Origin of the sequence: Alteromonas portus (genome assembly GCF_005117025.1) — a bacterium.
Taxonomy (GTDB): domain Bacteria; phylum Pseudomonadota; class Gammaproteobacteria; order Enterobacterales; family Alteromonadaceae; genus Alteromonas; species Alteromonas portus.
Window position 1 is genome coordinate 582456 of sequence record NZ_SWCO01000005.1, and the last position, 18823, is coordinate 601278.

Consider the following 18823-nt stretch of genomic DNA (forward strand, 5'->3'; position numbering starts at 1 on the left):
TCTCCGCTTTTCAATAAAAGGCATAGTTAAAATTTAGCATGTAAGAGGGGCCGAACTCGCGGCGCAGCGTAACAATACCCGCATCATCGATGGTTTCTTCTTTTTCATCAGTAAGGTTGACGCCTTGAAGCGATACTCTTAGTCCTTCAAGATATCCAACACCGCTGTCAGCGAAGTCGTAACTAATTTGAGCATCGACTTGAGTAACAGCGTTACGAGTTGCTGGCTCAATTTTGTTTGACCCTCCACGCTGGTAGGTAAGAAACTCAGAACGGTCGGTTGCTGCAACTCTAATTTCGAAGCCGTTCATCTCGTAGTACGCAGTGATGCTGTACGTATTGTCTGACTGACCAGGGATCGCAGTGCCATCTTCAAGCTCAGCGTCTAAAATTGTTGCTGAAGCGGCGATACCAAAACCGTCTAATCTATCAGCAATCAATCTCAATGGAATGTTAGCTGTCAGCTCAATACCCTTCATTTCTCCTTCAAGGCCGTCTTCGAAGAAAGAATAGAAACCTTGGTCAGGCGGTGTAACCAAGTCGCCCACGTCATATGGCGTATCTTGAGGTCCGTAATTACCTGCAACATCTATTACTCTGTCATGAAATCCAGGTATAAAGTAATTTGCGCCACCGTTGGTGGCATCGTTTGTGAAATCGATAAGCTGATTGCCATCACGGGTCCAATTCACTAAGTCTTTGTAGAAAAGTGCAATGGAGACGTAACCTTCTTCATCGAAGTAATTTTCAAAAGATAAATCAAAATTGTTAGCTTCGAGTGGGCGAAGGGTAGGGTTTCCAGTGAATTTAGACCATGGTGAACCAAATTCTCTTACTGCAGCTTCAGAGTTCTCTGTGGCAATAAGCTCAATGTTTTGATCGAATTTAACAAAACCTGATGCTTTCATCTGATCAATTCGGGCACGGCTTATGGTTTTAGACGCGCCAAAGCGTAAATATCGGTTTTCATCCAGCTCCACACTTACATTCAGGCTAGGTAGGAAATGAGAATAATCGTCGCCGTCGGTGGTAATGCAGTCGGCATCTACCACACCATTATCATCGTCATCACATACAGCAAAATTGGGCCCTACAATACCGATGAACCCAGATGAACTCTGGTCGGTTTGTACATATTGAGCACCCACATTCCCTTTTACATTGAAACCTTGTACTTCGGTCTCAAAGTCCAGCTGCGCATACAAAGTAGTGACTTCTTCATCAACAGTATAAGTATCGCCTAAGCGGTCAGGCTCTAACAGACCGGCATCATTTAGTGTGTACTCACCATCCTCATAAGGGGTGAAACCGTTGTACGCGACAACATATCCTAATCCCGCCCACGTTAGGTCCGCCAGTCCGTTATATAGATATTGTTCGGGAATCGCTTCAGAGAAGGGATAGGAAGACGCAGTGGCAAAAAAACCTTTATTATCTTTTGCTTTGTATCTGTCGCTGTAATTTATTCCTAGGGTGAAAGTATTAAAAATGCGCCAGTCAATATAACCAACTGCTTCAAAGCGCACGGTCGTCAACTCTTCTTCAAAATCAGCGAAGTTTAAGAATCCGTCTTGTGCATTAAAGTAGCTGTAGGGTTGGCCATTGGCTTGGAGAGCGTCGGTAGCGAATTGCTCTGCAATATTAGCCATACCGCCGCCCCATACTTGAGGGCCAGCCAACTGAAGTAGAGCAGGGTCAGAAAAGGCGTCTAGGCCGCTGCTATCAGTAAAGAAGATGCCGTCTTCGCTCATTTGGAACTCGCGTGAACCCAATTGCCCTTCGTTGAGTGCACCTGAGCGAGCAAGGCCCGCATAAGATTCGCCGCGCAAGTCCCTTTTGCTCGACTCGCTGTTAGCAACGTCTAGCGTAACTGACCAGTCATCGCTTATGTCGTAAGTGATGTTCAATCCAAAGGTTTGCAGCTCACCGTCTTTTTGTGCGGGGTCAGTTCTAAGGACTGGGTTTGCATTGATCTGTGTTCCTGAATTATTAATGCCGCTGCCGGTAACGTTAGCTGCTGCAAAAGGCTCGATGAAACCGCGAATTACCCCTGAATCAGAGTAATCAATATCAAGGGCATCGACCACGATATCGAGCCTATCTGTGGGACGCCATTGAAAAATGGCGGAAAAAGTATCTCTTTCTAAAACTCGGCTAATGGCCTGAGTGTCTAAGCCAAACGGAAGTACCTGTCCATCATCGTTCTCACCATAACCCCAAACACCGTATTTTCTTTCATTTCTAGGGGATTCCGTTGATGCAATAGCCAATGCGAGACCGACGGTATCATCTGCAAACTTTTCAACAAAGGAAAGTGCTAAACGATTGCCCCTATTGTCGAATTCAGGGTTATCAGAATCATTTTCACCCAATTCATAAACACCAGTTACTGTAAGTGTTTCTTGTGCTGCAAGCGGGCGCACAGTTTGAAGATCAACAGTACCGCCAATGCCTTGTACGATAAGCGATGCATCTGAGGTTTTGTAAATTGTAGCGCCTGTCATAATTTCAGAAGGGTACAGATCATATTCTACGCCACGGTTATCGCCAATACCTATAAGCTCCCGGCCGTTTAAAGAGGTTCCGGTAAAGTCCTCTTTGAAGCCACGTACAGAAATACCAGATGTTCTTCCACCTACACGCTCACCAGAAAGGCCTGGCAATCGAGCAAGCGATTCCGCTATTGAAGAATCAGGAAGCTTGCCGATGTCTTCTGCAGAAATGGCTTCAACTATAGACTCGTTGTCCATTTTCACTGCTTGTGCACGTATCAAAGAGCCTCGGATACCCGAGACTTGAATAATTTCTAATTGCTTGTCGTCAGGCGTGTCTTGCGCTCGTAATGTCGCACTGTTAAGAGCAGCGGTAATCGAAATAGCGATTAACGCAGGTTTAAACGTATGTGTGTGCTTCATGAGTGATACCTTGCTGACTTTTTAAATATGATAGTTTTACAGCAATTTAACAATAGTAGCAGTTTGAGATCGGCGCAAGCTAATGGCTTAATTGTTTAAGAGTTGCTGGGCATTAGAGGAAGTGATGAGCGTCGTATCCATATGTAGCGTTATTTTCAATAAGATAAATTGAAAGCTAGCAAGTGCAATGAGAAAGTTATAAGAAATAAAAAGCAGGTAGCTTGGAACTACCTGCTTTTTTAAACGCTGAGACTGATTAAGAATAGATGAATTATCGTGCATGCAAGCGTGTTAATGACGCTACTGCTAGTTAGTTTAATTTAATCCCATACAAGCGCTTTGAAGTGCTTTCTACACATTGATTCATAAGTGTCGTTTCCGCCGATTTGGACTTGATCGCCATTTTTCACGGCCTTTCCGTTTTCATCTAAACGGACGACGAAGTTTGCTTTGCGGCCGCAATGGCACACAGTTTTTAGTTCAAAAAGCTTGTCTGCCCATGCGAGTAGGTAATGACTTCCTTCAAAGGTTTCACCTAAAAAGTCAGTACGTAAACCATATGCTAAAACGGGAACGTCTAATTCATCAACAACCTCTACAAGTTGTCTGACTTGGCTTTTCGTCAGGAACTGCGCCTCGTCTATAAAAACGCAGTCAGGTTTGCGTGCCTCGCAGTCTTTGCGAATTGACGCAAAAAGATCGTCGTCTTTTGCGTAAAGTTTTGCGTCAGCCTGTAAGCCAATACGGGATGTTACTTTACCTACGCCGTATCTGTCATCTAACGCGGCAGTATAGATAATCGAATGCATACCGCGTTCACGGTAGTTATATGCAGATTGAAGTAACGAGGTAGACTTCCCTGCGTTCATTGCAGAGTAATAGAAATAAAGTTGAGCCATGGTGATTAATAATTTTCGTTATACCAAGAGATAAGGTCGCTGGCACTCATGGGTTTAGCAAAGTAAAAACCTTGTAGGTAATCGGTTCCCAGCTGAGCAAGATGTTGCCTTTGCTGCTCGGTCTCAATACCCTCGGCAATGGTTTTACAGCCAAACTCTTTTGCCATTAAAAGTGTTGCCCTTATTATGGTATCACTCTCTTCAGAGCTATTCTGTACAAAAGATCGGTCAATTTTAATAAAATCGCAGGGCATAGATTGTAGGCGGCTTAACGATGAGTAGCCAGTACCAAAATCATCGATAGACACTTTAACGCCTCGAGCCACGAGCTCATTGACTTTTACGCCTACCACTTCTTTATTACTCGCGAAAACACTTTCAGTGATTTCTAGATGCAACCTCTCTGATGAAATCTGTGTAGATTTCAGCGCATTATCTAGCACCTTTAAAAAGCTATCATCAAGCAGTTGAGATACTGAAACGTTAATAGATATCGCAAGTCCTTGTTTAAATTGCCAGTGAGATAAATCGATCAATGCGCGATTTAGTACCCATGCGCCTATTTCAGGCATAAGTCCACTGCGTTCGGCCAGCGGAATAAAAACGGCAGGAGAAATATGTTCATCATCGCAGTTCCATCTAAGCAGGGCTTCTACAGACGAAAGAGTGTTTGAATTCACATCCATTATTGGCTGATAAAACACGGTAAATTCACCATTGTCGATTGCACAACGGAGCCTTTCGCAGAGTCGTTGATCTCGTTTTATCTCATTGTGTAAAGCCTCGCTGAAAACGCCTACAGAGCCGCGCTGCTCGCGCTTTTGATCGTACATGGTCAAATCTGCCTGCTGGATCAAATCAACGGCTGTTTCGCCATGTTCAGGAAACATTGCGATACCAATGGTTGCATCCAGAGTAACTTGGTTATCATTAGCAATAATCGGGATTGTGACACCACTTCGCATCGCATGAGCAACCGCTTTAGCCGTGTCGATGTTAGCGTAGGGAATAACTGAAACAAACTCATCGCCTCCCCATCTACCCAGGTGATTTTCCTCAGTGTAATTACGTAGTCTGCTGGCAATCTCTGCTAAAACAATGTCACCAACTTTGTGGCCTAAGCTATCGTTTACCTGTTTAAACCCGTCTAAGTCGATGAATAGTAGCGCCAATGAGTTATCCAATGCGCGAGTCGTGTCGAGTAAGTTGTTTAAATGCTTTAAGAATCCGTTACGATTGAGTAAGTTAGTTAACGGATCTCTATTAGATATTCTGTAAAGGTCAGCGGTTCGTCGTTCAACTTCGGCTTCTAGGTTTGCGTTCGACGCATCAAGTTTTTCATTCGACGCTACAAGCAATTGGTTTACTTTTTCTGTTTCACTTCGTTCAACCTTCATTTGCTCAACTAGGCTATTATTTTTTGCTTTAAGATGCAGTGTGCTTATAAAAAACTTGTGGTAACGAAAAGCGCTCATAAAGATGCCGAACCAAAATACCAGGCCAAGTATACCTAGGATAAAGAATTCGCCTTGTTCGTCTATTAGTGCGCATAACGACATTGGTACTAACAGGGCCGTTGAGTAGAAACCCACAAGCTTTTTGTTTGGTGATAGAACCGTTCCCGCGCCCCCGGCCATGGCTGCAAGCACAACCATAGTCGCAGCAAGTTCAATGGTGGACATAGTCGAGTAAAACAGGACGGAATAAAGCGCCCAAATCGTCCCTGTAGCATATAAACCGGCAGAAAATCGGAGTAGAGCAGGGCCAGGCTCATAAGCTTTTCCAGCTAATTTGACTCGCCAGTAAAGGGCATCCGTTAGGCGGGCAACACAAACAATTATCATGACACCCCACACTTTGAGCTTTTGTGAAAAAGTCGATGGGTCAACGTTTTCGAAGAAAAAGACAAGCCCTGAAAAAGCGAAAATGGTCATCAAAAAGCCGATAAAGCTATTGCCTATCAGCATGTCAGTGGTGTCTCTTTCTATTTCAATCTTCGAAATAATGTCTTGATGTTTACTCAACCTGTTGAAACCTTTAGATAATGCTCACGGTATGCACAAATATTGTTTAAGAGGACAAATTTTGTCTCTGCGCAAAAATGTCTACAAAATTAATTCGAAGAGTGCATGTCTTAAACTTATAAATATAGTACGTTTTTTATGAAGCAGCTTTAATGAGACCAAAGTTCAATGCATCTAAATGTTTTAGACAACTAGTACATTATTTAACATCAATAATCCACGCTTTACTGTTATTAAATAAACTTAATCGATATTTTTTATTGTTGAAAACCTCCGTATCAATACTTGTTTCTCTGTTATATTAATTCAAATATTTAACACACTTATCCCATGAAAATGGCTTTCATAAAAAAATAATTCACAGATCGTTTACAATGTTGTTTTTTTGTTATAGATTCTTAATCGATTAAGTTTGTTGTGTTGCCACAATTCCTATTAGTCTAGGGAGAAGGCTACTTAGGGTTTAACAACTCCAACACATTGCCGGAGAAAAACATGAAAAAACATCACACACTCAACGCATTAACTCTTGCTGTTTGTACAGCACTGTCAGGGTCTGTAATTGCACAAGAAACTGCAACGCCTAATGAACAAAGCAAATCGAAAGAAAAATTCGAGCAGATCGTTGTAACCGCAGCACCTGGTGGCGCAACTATGCAGGAAGCCAGTGTTTCTGTAAGCGCATTTGATGAAGATGATATTTTAAAACTAGCACCACGCTCTACCGCTGAAGTATTCCGCGCACTTCCTGGTATTCGAGCTGAGTCTTCGGGTGGTGGCGGTAACGCAAACATTACTATTCGTGGTATTCCGCTTGCTACAGGTGGCTCTAAGTTCTTACAGCTTCATGAAGATGGTCTTCCTGTACTAGAGTATGGCGATATTAATTTCGGAAATGCAGATAACTTCTTGCGCTACGATTGGTCCGTCGCAAATGTAGAAGCGGTGCGCGGTGGCTCTGCATCAACGTTTGCAAGTAACTCGCCAGGTGGTGTAATTAACTTGATAAGCAACACCGGTGAAGTTGGCGGTGGTGCAATTGGCACCTCGTTTGGCGTTGACTATGAAGAATTCCGCTTAGATTTCCGCTACGGTGGCGAAATAAGCGATGACCTTTACTACCACATTGCCGGCTTTGCACGCGGCGGTGAAGGTCCTCGTGAAACAGGCTATAACGGTGACCAGGGGGGACAAGTTAAGTTCAATATCACCAAAATGCTAGACAACGGTCACATTCGTTTCTTCTACAAGAATTTAGATGACAAAGTGTCGACATACCTTCCTTCACCCGTACTGGTAAAAGGTGATGGTGAATACGGCCCAGTTCCTGGTTACGATGCGAGCTCACAAGCATTGAATTCAGCTTACAACACGAATATTTCTACTTTCGACAGCTTCGGTAACCCAGAAAATCGTGACGTTCGCGACGGTATCGAGTCAAAAGTTAACTCATTTGGCGTGGAAGTTGATTTAGAAGTAGCTGAGAATTTGTTCCTACTAAATAAGTTCCGTATTTCTGATATTTCAGGCGGCTTTATTGCGCCATTTACTGATGGCTTCCCTGCAGGCCCTGGCGATGTGTCTAATTTTACATCAGCACTTTGTTCTGGCGCAACAGATGGTGACGGCAACGCACTGAACTGTGAGAGCACAAGCGTGGTGCTAGCCAACGGACCGAATGCAGGTGAAGTATATACTGGCCAAGCATTCACTAATCTTCAGTTTGATACGCGTATCAACGATCTTGGCAATATGGTCAACGACTTCAGCTTACGTAAAGAATTTGATAACGGTATCGACCTGACTGTAGGTTATTACTACTCAAATCAAGATATCGCTACAAGCTGGTCAAGCTGGCAGACCTTTATTCAAACGCTTGATGGTGACAATTCTCAGTTGCTTACCATTACTGATGCAGATGGGGTTGAACTAGTTTCTAATGGTTTACTATCGGCAAGCTTCCTTTCTTGGGAATGGGATCTTAACTACGTAACAAAAGCTCCCTATATGAACGTTGGTTTCGAACTATCTGACAACATTCTTATCGATGCGTCGGTACGTCACGATACCACTGAAGCTTCAGGAGAACTAATTAGCTCTTGCTGTGGCGGTAATGCAGATTTCGACTTGAACGGTAACGGTGTTATTGAGCAAATAGAAGATGCTTCTGCAATCAACAGTGGCTTTATTAGTGGGGGGGTAATTAACTTAAACCGAGCCGGTGCGGCTTCTCAAATAGTAAATTACACTGCGAACAACACGTCGTACTCCATTGGCGGTTCTTATCTTCTTAGCGATAGCCAAACCTTCTTTGCGCGTTATTCAAAGGGTGGTCGAGCGATAGCTGATCGTCTGCTTCAGATTGGCGGTACGCTAAATGCTGACGGCAGCCTAACAAGTACCACGTCAGGCTACGATACAACCAAGCAATTCGAAATTGGCTATAAGTACGGTACGAAAGACCTGATGCTTAACGCTACGTTGTTTGATACTGTTACTGAAGATACACAAGCCGAAGTGACAAGCGGACTGACGTTTATGCGTGAATATGAAGCGACAGGTTTAGAGTTAGAAGGTCGCTGGAATGCAACAGACAACATTGTGATGTCGGGTAACTTAACGTGGACTGACGCTGAAATTAGTGACGACGTTAATAACCCTGCATTAGTAGGTAATACTCCGCGTCGTCAAGCGGACTGGATTTGGACAATTACACCAGAGTACGTAACTGATACATGGTCTGTTGGCGCTTCGCTACAAGGTTCAACAGAGTACTTTGTACAAGACAATAACGACCTTAAGCAAGATGGCTATACGCTAGTAAACTTGTTCGCTACGTATTGGGTAAATGACCAGTTCTCAGTGGCATTAAGCATGAACAACGCGACTGATGAATTCATCATCACTGAATCAGAAGAAGGTTCTGCGGCGGTGGGGAGTTATGTGCGAGCGCGTCCTCTGAATGGCCGCACAACGGTGCTTTCACTTAAGTATATGTTCGACTAAGCCCAGGATAATTAAGTACGTAGTTCGCATTGATGTAATTTAGATATAACATGCATAGCAAGCTAAATATCTAGCCTGTAAAACGCCCACTCATTTAAAGTGGGCGTTTTTATTTTTGCAGTTAGTTGTTGCTTCTTGCTAGATCCAGTTGATTTGCGATAGAAGCAGAAAGACGGTCTATCAAATGAGCGTGTTTCTTGTGGATAACATGAACTAACTCGTGCTCTACAAGGGGTATGTATTCTATCCCTGATTGCTCGAAAATAGCTTTTTCTGAATAGTCACTTGGTAAAATGGCGTAATCAAACCTGCCATTTAATAATAAATTGATGACATGATTAAAGTCATCGAACTCAAAAATATTAGCGTTAAGTTCTTCAGGACTTATATGCATGTTAAAGAAAAAACGCGTGGTAACAGCTATTGCTTTTGTTGGGTTTTGAATAACGCTTTTATCGCACTGAGCGCCCCTGATACAGAGCAAAAATGATGCGCCATGGGAAAGAGCCGGTGGAACAATAATAATATTGTTGTCAGGCTGTGAGACGACATCATAACGAATAACATCTGCATCGGTCATTCCTTCATTTAAGAGCCGAAGACCTCGTTCACCGCCAACTTTTTCAAAAGTTACAGCTATTCCAATATCACGATAAGCGCGCTGAATTAAAGGTTTATAAAAACGATTTACTCGCGGGTGGTTGAGCTCGCCAATTATGAAGTTTTGCTCGCTGTCTTGAGCAAAAGCGCAAGATGGTAATAGTAATGAGAAAGTCAGACAAAAATAGAAAAGTGAAATGCTTTTATTAACTAAAACTAGCACCTTTTTCACTGCACAAATCCTTGTATAAGAAATACGGAGTACTTAAAGGATAGAGCACGAATTAAGCGATGGAAAGGATATGGTAGCTAGGCATTTATAAAATAGATAATAAAAAGCCCTGTCACTGGGCCAGTGACAGGGCTTCGAGTCATTAAAACTGTATCGTTACATCTTTACGCAGCGTTTTGACCGCCATCAATCGCTTTAAGCGTTTGCGATGCAGGAACAAGTTCCATATCGAATGTGTATTCGTCTACACGAACTGCTAGCTTGCGCTTTTCGTTGTAGTCGTGAAGCTTAGCGGCTTCATCCGCCGTTACTACACCTTTTTCTTGTAGCTTGTTCAGTGCATGTTCAAAAGAAATGAACGGCACTACAGGCTCTTTGCGAAGTGCTTTCTGCACTTTACCAAGAAGATGCGCTACTGCATGCTTCGCTTTGAACGCTTGCTCGTTGATGTCGTTGCCGTCTCCCGGCGTAACGCGAACAAGGTGAGTAAGCTGATCTTTCACGCTGTTATCCTGCATAGACGCGATTGAAAGCTCACGCACTAGGTCATCGCTAATACCTGCTACACTGTTGGTGTAGGTGTTGGTAAGAAGACGCATTAGACCGCGTGTTGCTGTGTTCGGGAAATTGTTGATGAAGTTAACAATTGCCTGATCAGCTTGTTGTAAAGACCACTGCATCGCGTATTCGAAATACGGAAGTGCAAGCTTTCTGTCTTCAATGCGCTGCTCGTAAAAACGAATTGCTGCCATTGCACCGTATAGGTAGCTCATTACATCACCTAGACGTGCCGATAGAAGCTCAGCTTTCTTAAGATCACCGCCTAGTACAGCTAACGATAAATCAGCAAGTGGCGCTAGTTTTGCAGAGATGCTGTTTACACGCTTCTCGTACTTACGAACTTCTGGCAACGCCGACTCGCTTTCACGTAGGAAAGGAAGGTAGCCTTTACCTAAGCTGCGGAACGCATTTTTAACGCTGAAGCCAACAGTTTTGCGAAGTACTTTGTTAAACTCTGCATCCGCTGAACTTTCGTTACTGTGGATCAGGTCAACCATGTCTTTAAGGTAAGGGTGACAACGCATTGCACCTTGACCAAAAATCATTAGGTTACGAGTAAGAATGTTTGCACCTTCTACCGTAATTGCGATAGGAAGCGCAGCATAACCGCCCGCTAACGTATTCTGAGGACCACGCTGAATCGCCTTACCCGCTTGAATATCCATAGCAGAGTTCATCACGTCACGGCCTAGTTCGGTCATGTGATACTTTGCAATAGCGGTAACTACTGATGGCTTAACGCCTAGGCCTAGACCTTCAGTTGTTAACACACGCATCGCTTCAAGTAAGAACGTCTTACCCGCGATGTCTGCCATTTTCTCTTGAATACCTTCAAAGCGACCAATTGGAAGACCAAACTGCTCACGTACGAATGAATACTCAACCGTGCCTTTAAATGCTGATTGTGCAGTTGCCACACCCATTGCTGGAAGTGAAATACCACGACCTGCACCTAGACAGCTAACTAGCATCTGCCAACCACGACCGATGTTCTTCTGACCGCCGATAATGAAGTCCATAGGAATGAACACATCTTGACCACGAGTCGTACCGTTATAGAAACGTACGCCCATAGGGTCGTGACGGTTACCTAATTCAACACCTGGGTGAGACTTAGGTAGAAGAGCACAGGTAATGCCAAGCTCTAGTTTGTCGCCAAGTAGTTGGTCTGGGTCGAACACTTTAAATGCAAGACCTAGTACGGTGGCAATTGGTGCAAGCGTAATGTAGCGCTTGTCCCAGCTTACGCGTAAACCAAGTACTTCTTCACCGTTGAATTCACCTTTAGTTACGATAGCCGCGTCTGGAATAGCACCCGCGTCAGAGCCTGCTTCTGGGCTTGTTAGCGCGAAGCATGGAATATCGCGACCATCTGCAAGGCGAGGTAGCCAGTAGTCTTGCTGCTCAGTTGTACCGTAGTGCATAAGAAGCTCACCTGGGCCTAACGAGTTAGGAACCATTACGGTTACTGCGATTGCACCGCTTTTCGCTGCAATTGTGGCTACGATAGTCGAGTTTGCATAAGGGCTAAATTCAAGACCACCAAATTTCTTTGGGATAATCATAGAGAAGAAACGGTTCTTGCCTAGGAAATCTAAAACTTCCTGAGGAATGTGCTTGCCGTTACCTAGTTCGAAATCATCGATCATGTTCAGTAACTCGGTTACTGGACCATCCATGAATGCTTGTTCATCCGCACTCAGTTTTGCCTGAGGGATATCGCGCAGCGCCTGCATGTCAGGCTTACCCTGATAAATTGAAGATTCAATCCACACGTCACCCGCATCTAGGGCTTCTTGTTCTGTGATTGAAATTGGGGGTAATACTTTCTTTAAGCTAGTTCTGATACTCATAATAACTCATCCGCTCATCTGACCAGTTGTGTAGGTTAATACTACACCTTATTCACAAAAGATCAAAAAAAATCACTAATTTAAACGTTAATTAGTGTTAATGTTGCCGTTTATCATAGACTTAGTAGATAAAACAAAATGTATTGTGTCAGCAGAATATACGTACGTGCAGTTATTTATGATGATTAAATTTTTGTGTGGGTTATGTTAATTGCTGTTTTCAATGTAAAATTTCGTTATACAAAACCAAGGATACTGTGATGAGTCACACACCTAGCAGCGCGCCAGTAGCAATAAGATTCCCTGTCATAACGCTAATTTTAGTCCTAGTGGTCACAGCCATTTCTCTTATCGGAGCTCAAAACTTATATTTCCGCGGGGACTATAAGGTATTTTTCGAGCCTGACGACCCACAACGGCTTGCTTTTGAAGAAATGCAGAACATTTTCAATAAAAGCGAAAATGTTGCTTTCATGGTAGTGCCTAGCGACGGTCAGGTACTAAAACCTTCCACGCTTATGCTAGTAAACGAATTAACAGAAGCTGCATGGCAATTACCTTTGTCTACAAGAGTCGAATCAATATCGAATTATCAAAACACTTTTGATGACGAAGGCGATTTAATTGTTGAAGATTTAATTACTGCAGAGAAGCTCTCAAAAGAAGCTATTGCAAACATCGCTCAAGTACTTTCTCGCAGTCCAGAAGTCTACGGTCGACTCATATCAAGAACAACAGATGTTACCGTTATCGATACGACAATTCAGTTACCTGATGGCGATCAAACCCAGCAAGTAATTGAAATAGCCGAAGCTGCAAAACAAATCAAATCTCACTTTGAGAGTAAATATCCCGACCATGACATTTACTTGAATGGCATGGTGATCATGAACGATGCGTTCGCCGTGGCTGCACAGCAAGATGCCGAAACATTAATACCCTTAATGTTTTTGCTAATTTTTATTGCGATTGCTTTGATTGTGAAATCGCTTTGGGCAGCAATATTCACATTAGTAGTAGTGATTTTTTCCGTAGCGATTACTGTAGGTTTGACAGGCTGGCTTGGCGTTTATTTAAGCACTGCTACTGTGAATGCGCCGACTATGATCTCAACACTTGCCGTTGCAGACTGTATTCATATTATAGTCGGAGCGAAGTACTACCTAAACCAAGGATTGGCTAATAAAGATGCAATTAAAAAGAGTGTTGAGGTAAATAAAAAGCCTATCTTCATTACCAGTATAACTACTGCTATAGGGTTTGTTATGCTAAATTTCTCTGCTGTACCTGTTCTCTCCCACTTAGGCAACATGACAGCTGTTGGTGTAATGCTGGCTTGTGTTTTTTCACTCACAGTATTACCGTCACTTCTAACCCTGCGACCTCTCAAGCCGTCTGTTTCGGTAAACAATTCAGTATTCTCTACGTGGGCAACCTTAGTTAATCGGAACCATCGGACATTGCTTCCTATTTCGCTCCTCGTCATTGTGGTAATTAGCCTATTTGCTACAAATAATGTTTTAAACGATGTTGCGGTTAAATATTTCGATGAACGTAGTTCGTTTAGGCAAGCTGTAGAAGTAAACGAGGAAAAGCTTGGTGGGATGTCAAATATTGACTTCGTAATTTACACTGACCAATCATACGGTGTTACAGACCCTGGCTTTTTAAAGCAGATAGAGGAATTTTCTAAATGGTTACGGGCGCGAAGTGAAGTCAACCACGTTTTAACTTTTACCGATACGCTTAAACGCTTGAACCGCAACATGAATGGCGATGACCAAAACTTTAATGTAATACCCGCGGATGGCGAGCTCGCATCCCAGTATTTATTATTGTATGAAATGTCTCTGCCATTTGGGTTAGACCTTGGTAACCAAATTGATATAGATAAGTCAGCACTTCGAATAATTGCGCTTACTGAAAACTTGGGAAGTCGCGATATAACAACGCTTGAAAGAGAGGCAAAAGATTATTTTGCGAGTCTGTCGGACGATTATAGAATTGAAGCAGCAAGCCCACCGTTGATGTTTGCCCACATCGGAGAGCGAAATATGAAAAACATGGTGTGGGGAAGTGTTTTCGCACTTGTCTTGATTTCCATACTCATTTTATTTGCTTTGAGGTCGATAAAGCTTGGTGGCATAAGTTTAATAACAAACCTACTGCCTGCCGCGATAGGATTCGGAGTATGGGGAATTATCTCAGGTGAAATAAACATGGCACTTTCTGTTGTTATAAGTATGACGATGGGAATAATAGTAGATGATACCGTTCACTTTTTGACAAAATATCAGACCGCTAGAGAGCATGGTTCAAGCGCAAGAGAAAGTGTTGTTTATGCCTTTGAAACGGTGGGAATGGCTTTAACGACTACGACAATTGTTCTTACTATAGGTTTTGCCGTGTTAGCATCTTCAAGCTTTGTCTTAAATGCACACATGGGTATGCTGACAATCATTATTATCGTGGCCGCATTAATTGTTGATTTTATCTTTCTGCCTGCGTTGCTCGCATGGCTAGAAGACACTAAAACGGCCCAGAAGGAGTCTTAATATGAATTTTCTCTCGCGCATAGTATTGATTACAGCATTAGGTTGTACCGCTAGCTACGGTTTAGCTTCAGAGATAAAGGGTGATGAAAAGGCCATCGCTATAGCTAAAGAGCGCAAGGCCAGAGATACTGGTTGGGGAGCTAATGAGGCGAAAGTTCTGATGCTTTTGAAAAATTCTCAGGGAAAAGAAGCGACGAGAAAACTTGAAGTTAAGTCTCTGGAAGTAAAAGATGACGGAGATAAGGCACTTACCGTTTTTGAATCCCCTAGAGATGTAAAGGGTACTGCATTTTTAAGTTTCTCTCATGCGCTTGAAGCTGATGAACAATGGATATTCTTGCCAGCGTTGAAGCGTGTAAAGCGCATATCGTCGCAAAGCAAAAGCGGCCCTTTCGTAGGTAGTGAGTTTGCCTTTGAAGATATGACATCGTACGAAGTGGAAAAGTTTTCGTACACATTCTTGGGAGAGGAAGAAGTAAATGGGGAGGCCTGTTTCGTTTTAAAGCAAGTTCCAGAATATGATTTCTCAGGATACTCTTATCAAAAAGTTTGGATAGATAAATCACATTATCGTGTTCAGAAAGTTGAGTTTTTCGACCGCAAAGAGTCATTGTTAAAAACGCTTTATTTATCAGATTACAAACAATACAAAAACAAATTTTGGCGCCCTATGAAAAGCTTGATGCGAAATGTACAAACTAAAAAGTCGACGTCTTTGATTACCGAAGAATTAACTTTTGACACAGATTTACAAGAAAGTGACTTCGACAAAAACAGATTAAAGAGAGTTCGATGATTAGAAAAGCGGTTGCACTGTCACTAATTGTCAACTTTACCTCTTTTGCCAATTCTGCGGAACTCACCGGCTCTGCGGGCCTTGATTTACGTTATTATTTGCAGGATTCGTTGTATCCACAGCAAGAGCGTACGTATGCTTCTGCTTATCTTTCTCCCGAAATCTATGCTGAGTTCAACGATGGCCAAGATACGCTAATTTTCAATCCTTTTTATCGTGTGGATGAGCACGATAGTGAACGCACACATGGCGATATTAGAGAATTGCAGTGGGCGCATTACCGAGATACTTGGGAAACAAAGGTTGGCATAGGTAAGGTGTTTTGGGGGCAAACTGAGTCTGTGCACCTCGTGGACATTATCAACCAGACCGATTCGGTAGAGTCTGTAGATGGTGAAGCCAAGTTAGGCCAACCAATGGTGAACGTTTCATATTTTACAGACTATGGGAATTTTTCAGTTTTCGTTTTGCCCTATTTCCGCGAGCGAACGTTTCAAAGTACTGAGGGAAGGCTTCGCCCGCCATTGGCGATTTCAGATGCTATTTACGAATCATCAAGTGAAGAGAGTAACCTTGATTACGCACTTAGGTGGCAATCTTCGATCGATGACTGGGAAGTAGGACTTTCGTATTTCTCTGGTACCACAAGGGAGCCTGAATTAATTACGCAAATTTCCGATTCAGGAGAACTGTCTATAAACCCATATTATGCTCAGATAGAACAAGTAGGTGTAGATTTACTTAAGGTTAGCGGAGCATGGCTACTCAAAATGGAAAGTATTTATAGACAGGGGCAGTCTGAAGACTTTGCGGCATTGGTTGCGGGGTTCGAGTACACTCAGGAAGGTGTATTTGGCAGTAGGTATGGGCTTGGTTATTTAGCAGAGTATCAATACGATGAGCGGGACGATAATTTCTTTGCTATAGCTCAGAACGATATGATGCTTGGTTTGCGGATTATGGCTAACGATATTGCCGGTAGTGAAATACTTGTGGGGTTCGTACAAGATTTAGATGCTACGTCAACGTACTCTGCCTATATCGAAGCAAGTAGTAGATTATCAGCGAATTGGCGATGGACGTTAGATGGTTATTTTTTCTCATCTGACGACCAAGATGATCCCTTCTTTTTCTTAAGAAGAGATGACCATATACAATTTTCACTAGAGTACTATTTTTGAGGGAAAAAAATAGATGAATCGGTTTTTATGGATGCTTGGTGCGATGGCGCTTGGAGTTTCTCAAGCGAATGCTGCACCTAAAACTTATGGACTAGCTACGGTAGCTTATAACGACTTCGAAACGTCAACCACAAGCGACAGCGAATTTGCCTTTAGTCTTGCCTTTGGTAAACAAATACATAGACAGTGGTACGCGGAAGCTGGCTATATCAGTCTTTTTGACTATGCAAAAAATGAGAACGAAAATAAAGGCGATGCCCTCTATCTTGCGCTCTTAGGTAAGGCAAGTGGTGGTACAGGGGAGTTATTTTACAAATTAGGTATTGCTAAAGTAGATGTAGATCTTTCTTCAGAGTGTTCTGACGCTGGTGTGGTTACGCAATGCCGTGCTTCGGAAAGCATTGCAGCTGGAATCGCTGGTTTAGGGTTTGACTATTATGTCGGTGTTAGATCTATGATTCGCTTAGAATATGTTCATATGACTGGGGAAGACAGCTTTTCTACAAATATGGTTAACGTCGGCTTCAGATATAACTTCAATTGATCTTTAGCATTTTTAAATCCAAAACCCGCTTGTTAATGTAAAAGTAAGTAAATTCACAACTATGGATTTACAATGAAAAACGAATTAGACAGCAAGTTCTTACTTCAAGTTTTCGATAAGATTCGCCAACACGGTGCAAAAGAAAACGAGCAGTACAAGCTTAACGGAATAACTGCTTTTACTGACCACGACGGATATACGCTGTACATTGAAGACGTGAATGTGAAGCTCCAGTTTGGTTTTCATAATCAGTATCACTTTGATTATGATTCAAAAGATCAGTACGAATCTTTTGAGAAGAAACTAAAGGAAATTGATAGAGAGTTCTGAGTAACGACTCCTTTCATTTTTGCTACAGCAAGTTAAAACAGGCAATTTTGTAAACGCATAGGCTAGGTGGTGATATTTAGCGAATAGTATAATCCTGTCACTGCCTGCCTTACTTGTGTTTTGACCCCTTTTATCCTAAACATTCTGTTAGTTAACTGGCCTAATTAGCCCCGCTAGAAAGCTTCTGATACAATGCCGCCCACTTCATTTAAGGGAAAAGATACATTGGCGGCGGCAATAAAAGCTCCTAAGTTTAAACTGGCATTTCTTGGCCCAAAGTTCTGGCCTGTTTGGTTGGGCGTTTTCATTCTTTACTTCATTACCTGGTTACCTTTGCCTGTTATCCGTAAGGTAGGGGGCGGAGTAGGCAAGCTGATCGCTTTGGTGGTACCTAAACGAGCGAAAGTTGCAAAACGAAATATACAGCTTTGGAACCCGTCGTTGTCAGAAAGTGAAATTGAAGCACTTTACAAAGAAAACATACGTCGAACCGGCATGGCGCTATTCGAAACCGCCATGGGGTGGTGGTGGCCAGACTGGCGGGTTAAACGTGCTATTGAAATTGAAGGTACTGAACATGTGGAGGCTGCCCTAGCAGAGGGGAAAGGCGTGTTCGGCATGGCGCTACATAACATGAACTTAGAGTTTGCATGCCGAGGAATTGGCTTTTATCACCCGAGTATCGCCTTTTATAGAAAGCACAATAACCCGTTAATCGATTATCTTCAGTATCACGGTCGCAACCGCTCTAACAAATACATGATTGATAAGCGCAACGCTAAAGCTTTACTTGCAGCCCTTGACGATAAAGAGTTGTGTCTATATTTGCCTGACCAGGATTACGGTCCTAGGCAAAGCATATTCGTGCCATTTGGCGGCGTAAAAGAGACTGCGACCACCACGGCAACGCTTATGTTTATCAGACGAACTCACTCAGAGCCTATGATCATAACGTCGCAGTACACAAAGCGCGGATATAAGATAAAGATATATCCACCGCTCTCTAACCTCGGCGAAATGGAAGATGTTGAGGCGCTAACGTTGCTAAATCAACATGTCGATAGCGCCGTGAAAGAGCAGCCAGAAAGCTACTTGTGGATGCATAAGCGTTTTAAAACTCGCCCCGAGAGTAACCCTGAATCGCTCTATAAATCACTGTAAGATGCATTTAAAAAATATCTAAAGGTAGGAAAAATAAAAAAGTTCGGCATTTCCCACAATAATGAGTACTTGATAACGCTCCATAGCCAGGGTACGGCAACCGTTTAGGGATGAGATGTATTGCTTTGGTTTTGCTTAACAGTGAGATAGGCAGCGAACAGTGTGGT

General features: G+C 42.8%; 12 protein-coding genes. 7 read left to right on the forward strand and 5 right to left on the reverse strand.

Annotation, left to right across the window (positions count from 1 at the left end; genetic code table 11):
• Nucleotides 1-10: 10 nt before the first annotated feature.
• From E5672_RS10475 to E5672_RS10485, 3 genes are all read right to left on the reverse strand, one after another.
• On the reverse strand, nucleotides 11-2914 hold the full coding sequence (locus E5672_RS10475) for a TonB-dependent receptor (protein WP_136782147.1): 2904 nt from the start codon (nucleotides 2912-2914) through the stop codon (nucleotides 11-13).
• Nucleotides 2915-3234: 320 nt separating this feature from the next.
• On the reverse strand, nucleotides 3235-3813 hold the full coding sequence (locus tag E5672_RS10480; RefSeq protein WP_136782148.1) for a thymidine kinase: 579 nt from the start codon (nucleotides 3811-3813) through the stop codon (nucleotides 3235-3237).
• 5 nt (nucleotides 3814-3818) lie between these two features.
• Nucleotides 3819-5837, reverse strand: coding sequence for a putative bifunctional diguanylate cyclase/phosphodiesterase (locus E5672_RS10485; RefSeq protein ID WP_136782149.1), 2019 nt, complete (start codon nucleotides 5835-5837; stop codon nucleotides 3819-3821).
• A gap of 495 nt (nucleotides 5838-6332) precedes the next feature.
• Between E5672_RS10485 and E5672_RS10490 the strand changes: the two genes are divergently transcribed.
• Complete coding sequence (locus E5672_RS10490) at nucleotides 6333-8843, forward strand: TonB-dependent receptor (RefSeq protein WP_136782150.1); 2511 nt, start codon at nucleotides 6333-6335, stop codon at nucleotides 8841-8843.
• Between the two features lie 121 nt (nucleotides 8844-8964).
• Here E5672_RS10490 and E5672_RS10495 read toward each other — a convergent pair whose 3' ends face one another.
• Both E5672_RS10495 and E5672_RS10500 read right to left on the reverse strand, forming a co-directional pair.
• Nucleotides 8965-9675, reverse strand: coding sequence for a hypothetical protein (locus E5672_RS10495; RefSeq protein WP_136782151.1), 711 nt, complete (start codon nucleotides 9673-9675; stop codon nucleotides 8965-8967).
• A gap of 164 nt (nucleotides 9676-9839) precedes the next feature.
• Complete coding sequence (locus E5672_RS10500) at nucleotides 9840-12089, reverse strand: acyl-CoA dehydrogenase (RefSeq protein WP_136782152.1); 2250 nt, start codon at nucleotides 12087-12089, stop codon at nucleotides 9840-9842.
• Between the two features lie 260 nt (nucleotides 12090-12349).
• Between E5672_RS10500 and E5672_RS10505 the strand changes: the two genes are divergently transcribed.
• The 6 genes from E5672_RS10505 (at nucleotide 12350) to lpxL (ending at nucleotide 18656) form a co-directional block, all read left to right on the forward strand.
• Nucleotides 12350-14644: an efflux RND transporter permease subunit gene (locus E5672_RS10505; protein WP_136782153.1), complete on the forward strand. Its 2295-nt coding sequence runs from the start codon at nucleotides 12350-12352 to the stop codon at nucleotides 14642-14644.
• Nucleotide 14645: 1 nt separating this feature from the next.
• Nucleotides 14646-15440 carry an outer membrane lipoprotein-sorting protein gene (locus tag E5672_RS10510; RefSeq protein ID WP_136782154.1) on the forward strand — a complete coding sequence of 265 codons (795 nt, stop codon included), beginning with the start codon at nucleotides 14646-14648 and terminating at the stop codon, nucleotides 15438-15440.
• Nucleotides 15437-16621, forward strand: a complete 1185-nt coding sequence (locus E5672_RS10515) for a hypothetical protein (protein ID WP_205676486.1) — start codon at nucleotides 15437-15439, stop codon at nucleotides 16619-16621. The genes E5672_RS10510 and E5672_RS10515 overlap by 4 nt, the downstream gene beginning before the upstream one ends.
• A gap of 13 nt (nucleotides 16622-16634) precedes the next feature.
• Nucleotides 16635-17165: a hypothetical protein gene (locus tag E5672_RS10520; RefSeq protein ID WP_136782155.1), complete on the forward strand. Its 531-nt coding sequence runs from the start codon at nucleotides 16635-16637 to the stop codon at nucleotides 17163-17165.
• A gap of 72 nt (nucleotides 17166-17237) precedes the next feature.
• Entirely contained in the window at nucleotides 17238-17495 is a 258-nt protein-coding gene (locus E5672_RS10525) for a DUF3081 family protein (RefSeq protein ID WP_136782156.1), read from the forward strand.
• Nucleotides 17496-17720: 225 nt separating this feature from the next.
• A complete protein-coding gene (gene lpxL, locus E5672_RS10530) occupies nucleotides 17721-18656 on the forward strand; it encodes an LpxL/LpxP family Kdo(2)-lipid IV(A) lauroyl/palmitoleoyl acyltransferase (protein WP_136782157.1) in 936 nt (311 codons plus the stop codon).
• The last annotated feature ends 167 nt before the right edge of the window (nucleotides 18657-18823 follow it).

Excerpts from the sequence above, each read along its gene's own strand:
- E5672_RS10505 (WP_136782153.1), top strand. The coding sequence starts at position 12,350 with ATGAGTCACACACCTAGCAGCGCGCCAGTAGCAATAAGATTCCCTGTC.
- E5672_RS10525 (WP_136782156.1), top strand. The coding sequence starts at position 17,238 with ATGAAAAACGAATTAGACAGCAAGTTCTTACTTCAAGTTTTCGATAAG.
- E5672_RS10500 (WP_136782152.1), bottom strand. The coding sequence starts at position 12,089 with ATGAGTATCAGAACTAGCTTAAAGAAAGTATTACCCCCAATTTCAATC.
- E5672_RS10510 (WP_136782154.1), top strand. The coding sequence starts at position 14,646 with ATGAATTTTCTCTCGCGCATAGTATTGATTACAGCATTAGGTTGTACC.
- E5672_RS10475 (WP_136782147.1), bottom strand. The coding sequence starts at position 2,914 with ATGAAGCACACACATACGTTTAAACCTGCGTTAATCGCTATTTCGATT.
- E5672_RS10490 (WP_136782150.1), top strand. The coding sequence starts at position 6,333 with ATGAAAAAACATCACACACTCAACGCATTAACTCTTGCTGTTTGTACA.
- E5672_RS10520 (WP_136782155.1), top strand. The coding sequence starts at position 16,635 with ATGAATCGGTTTTTATGGATGCTTGGTGCGATGGCGCTTGGAGTTTCT.
- E5672_RS10480 (WP_136782148.1), bottom strand. The coding sequence starts at position 3,813 with ATGGCTCAACTTTATTTCTATTACTCTGCAATGAACGCAGGGAAGTCT.
- E5672_RS10515 (WP_205676486.1), top strand. The coding sequence starts at position 15,437 with ATGATTAGAAAAGCGGTTGCACTGTCACTAATTGTCAACTTTACCTCT.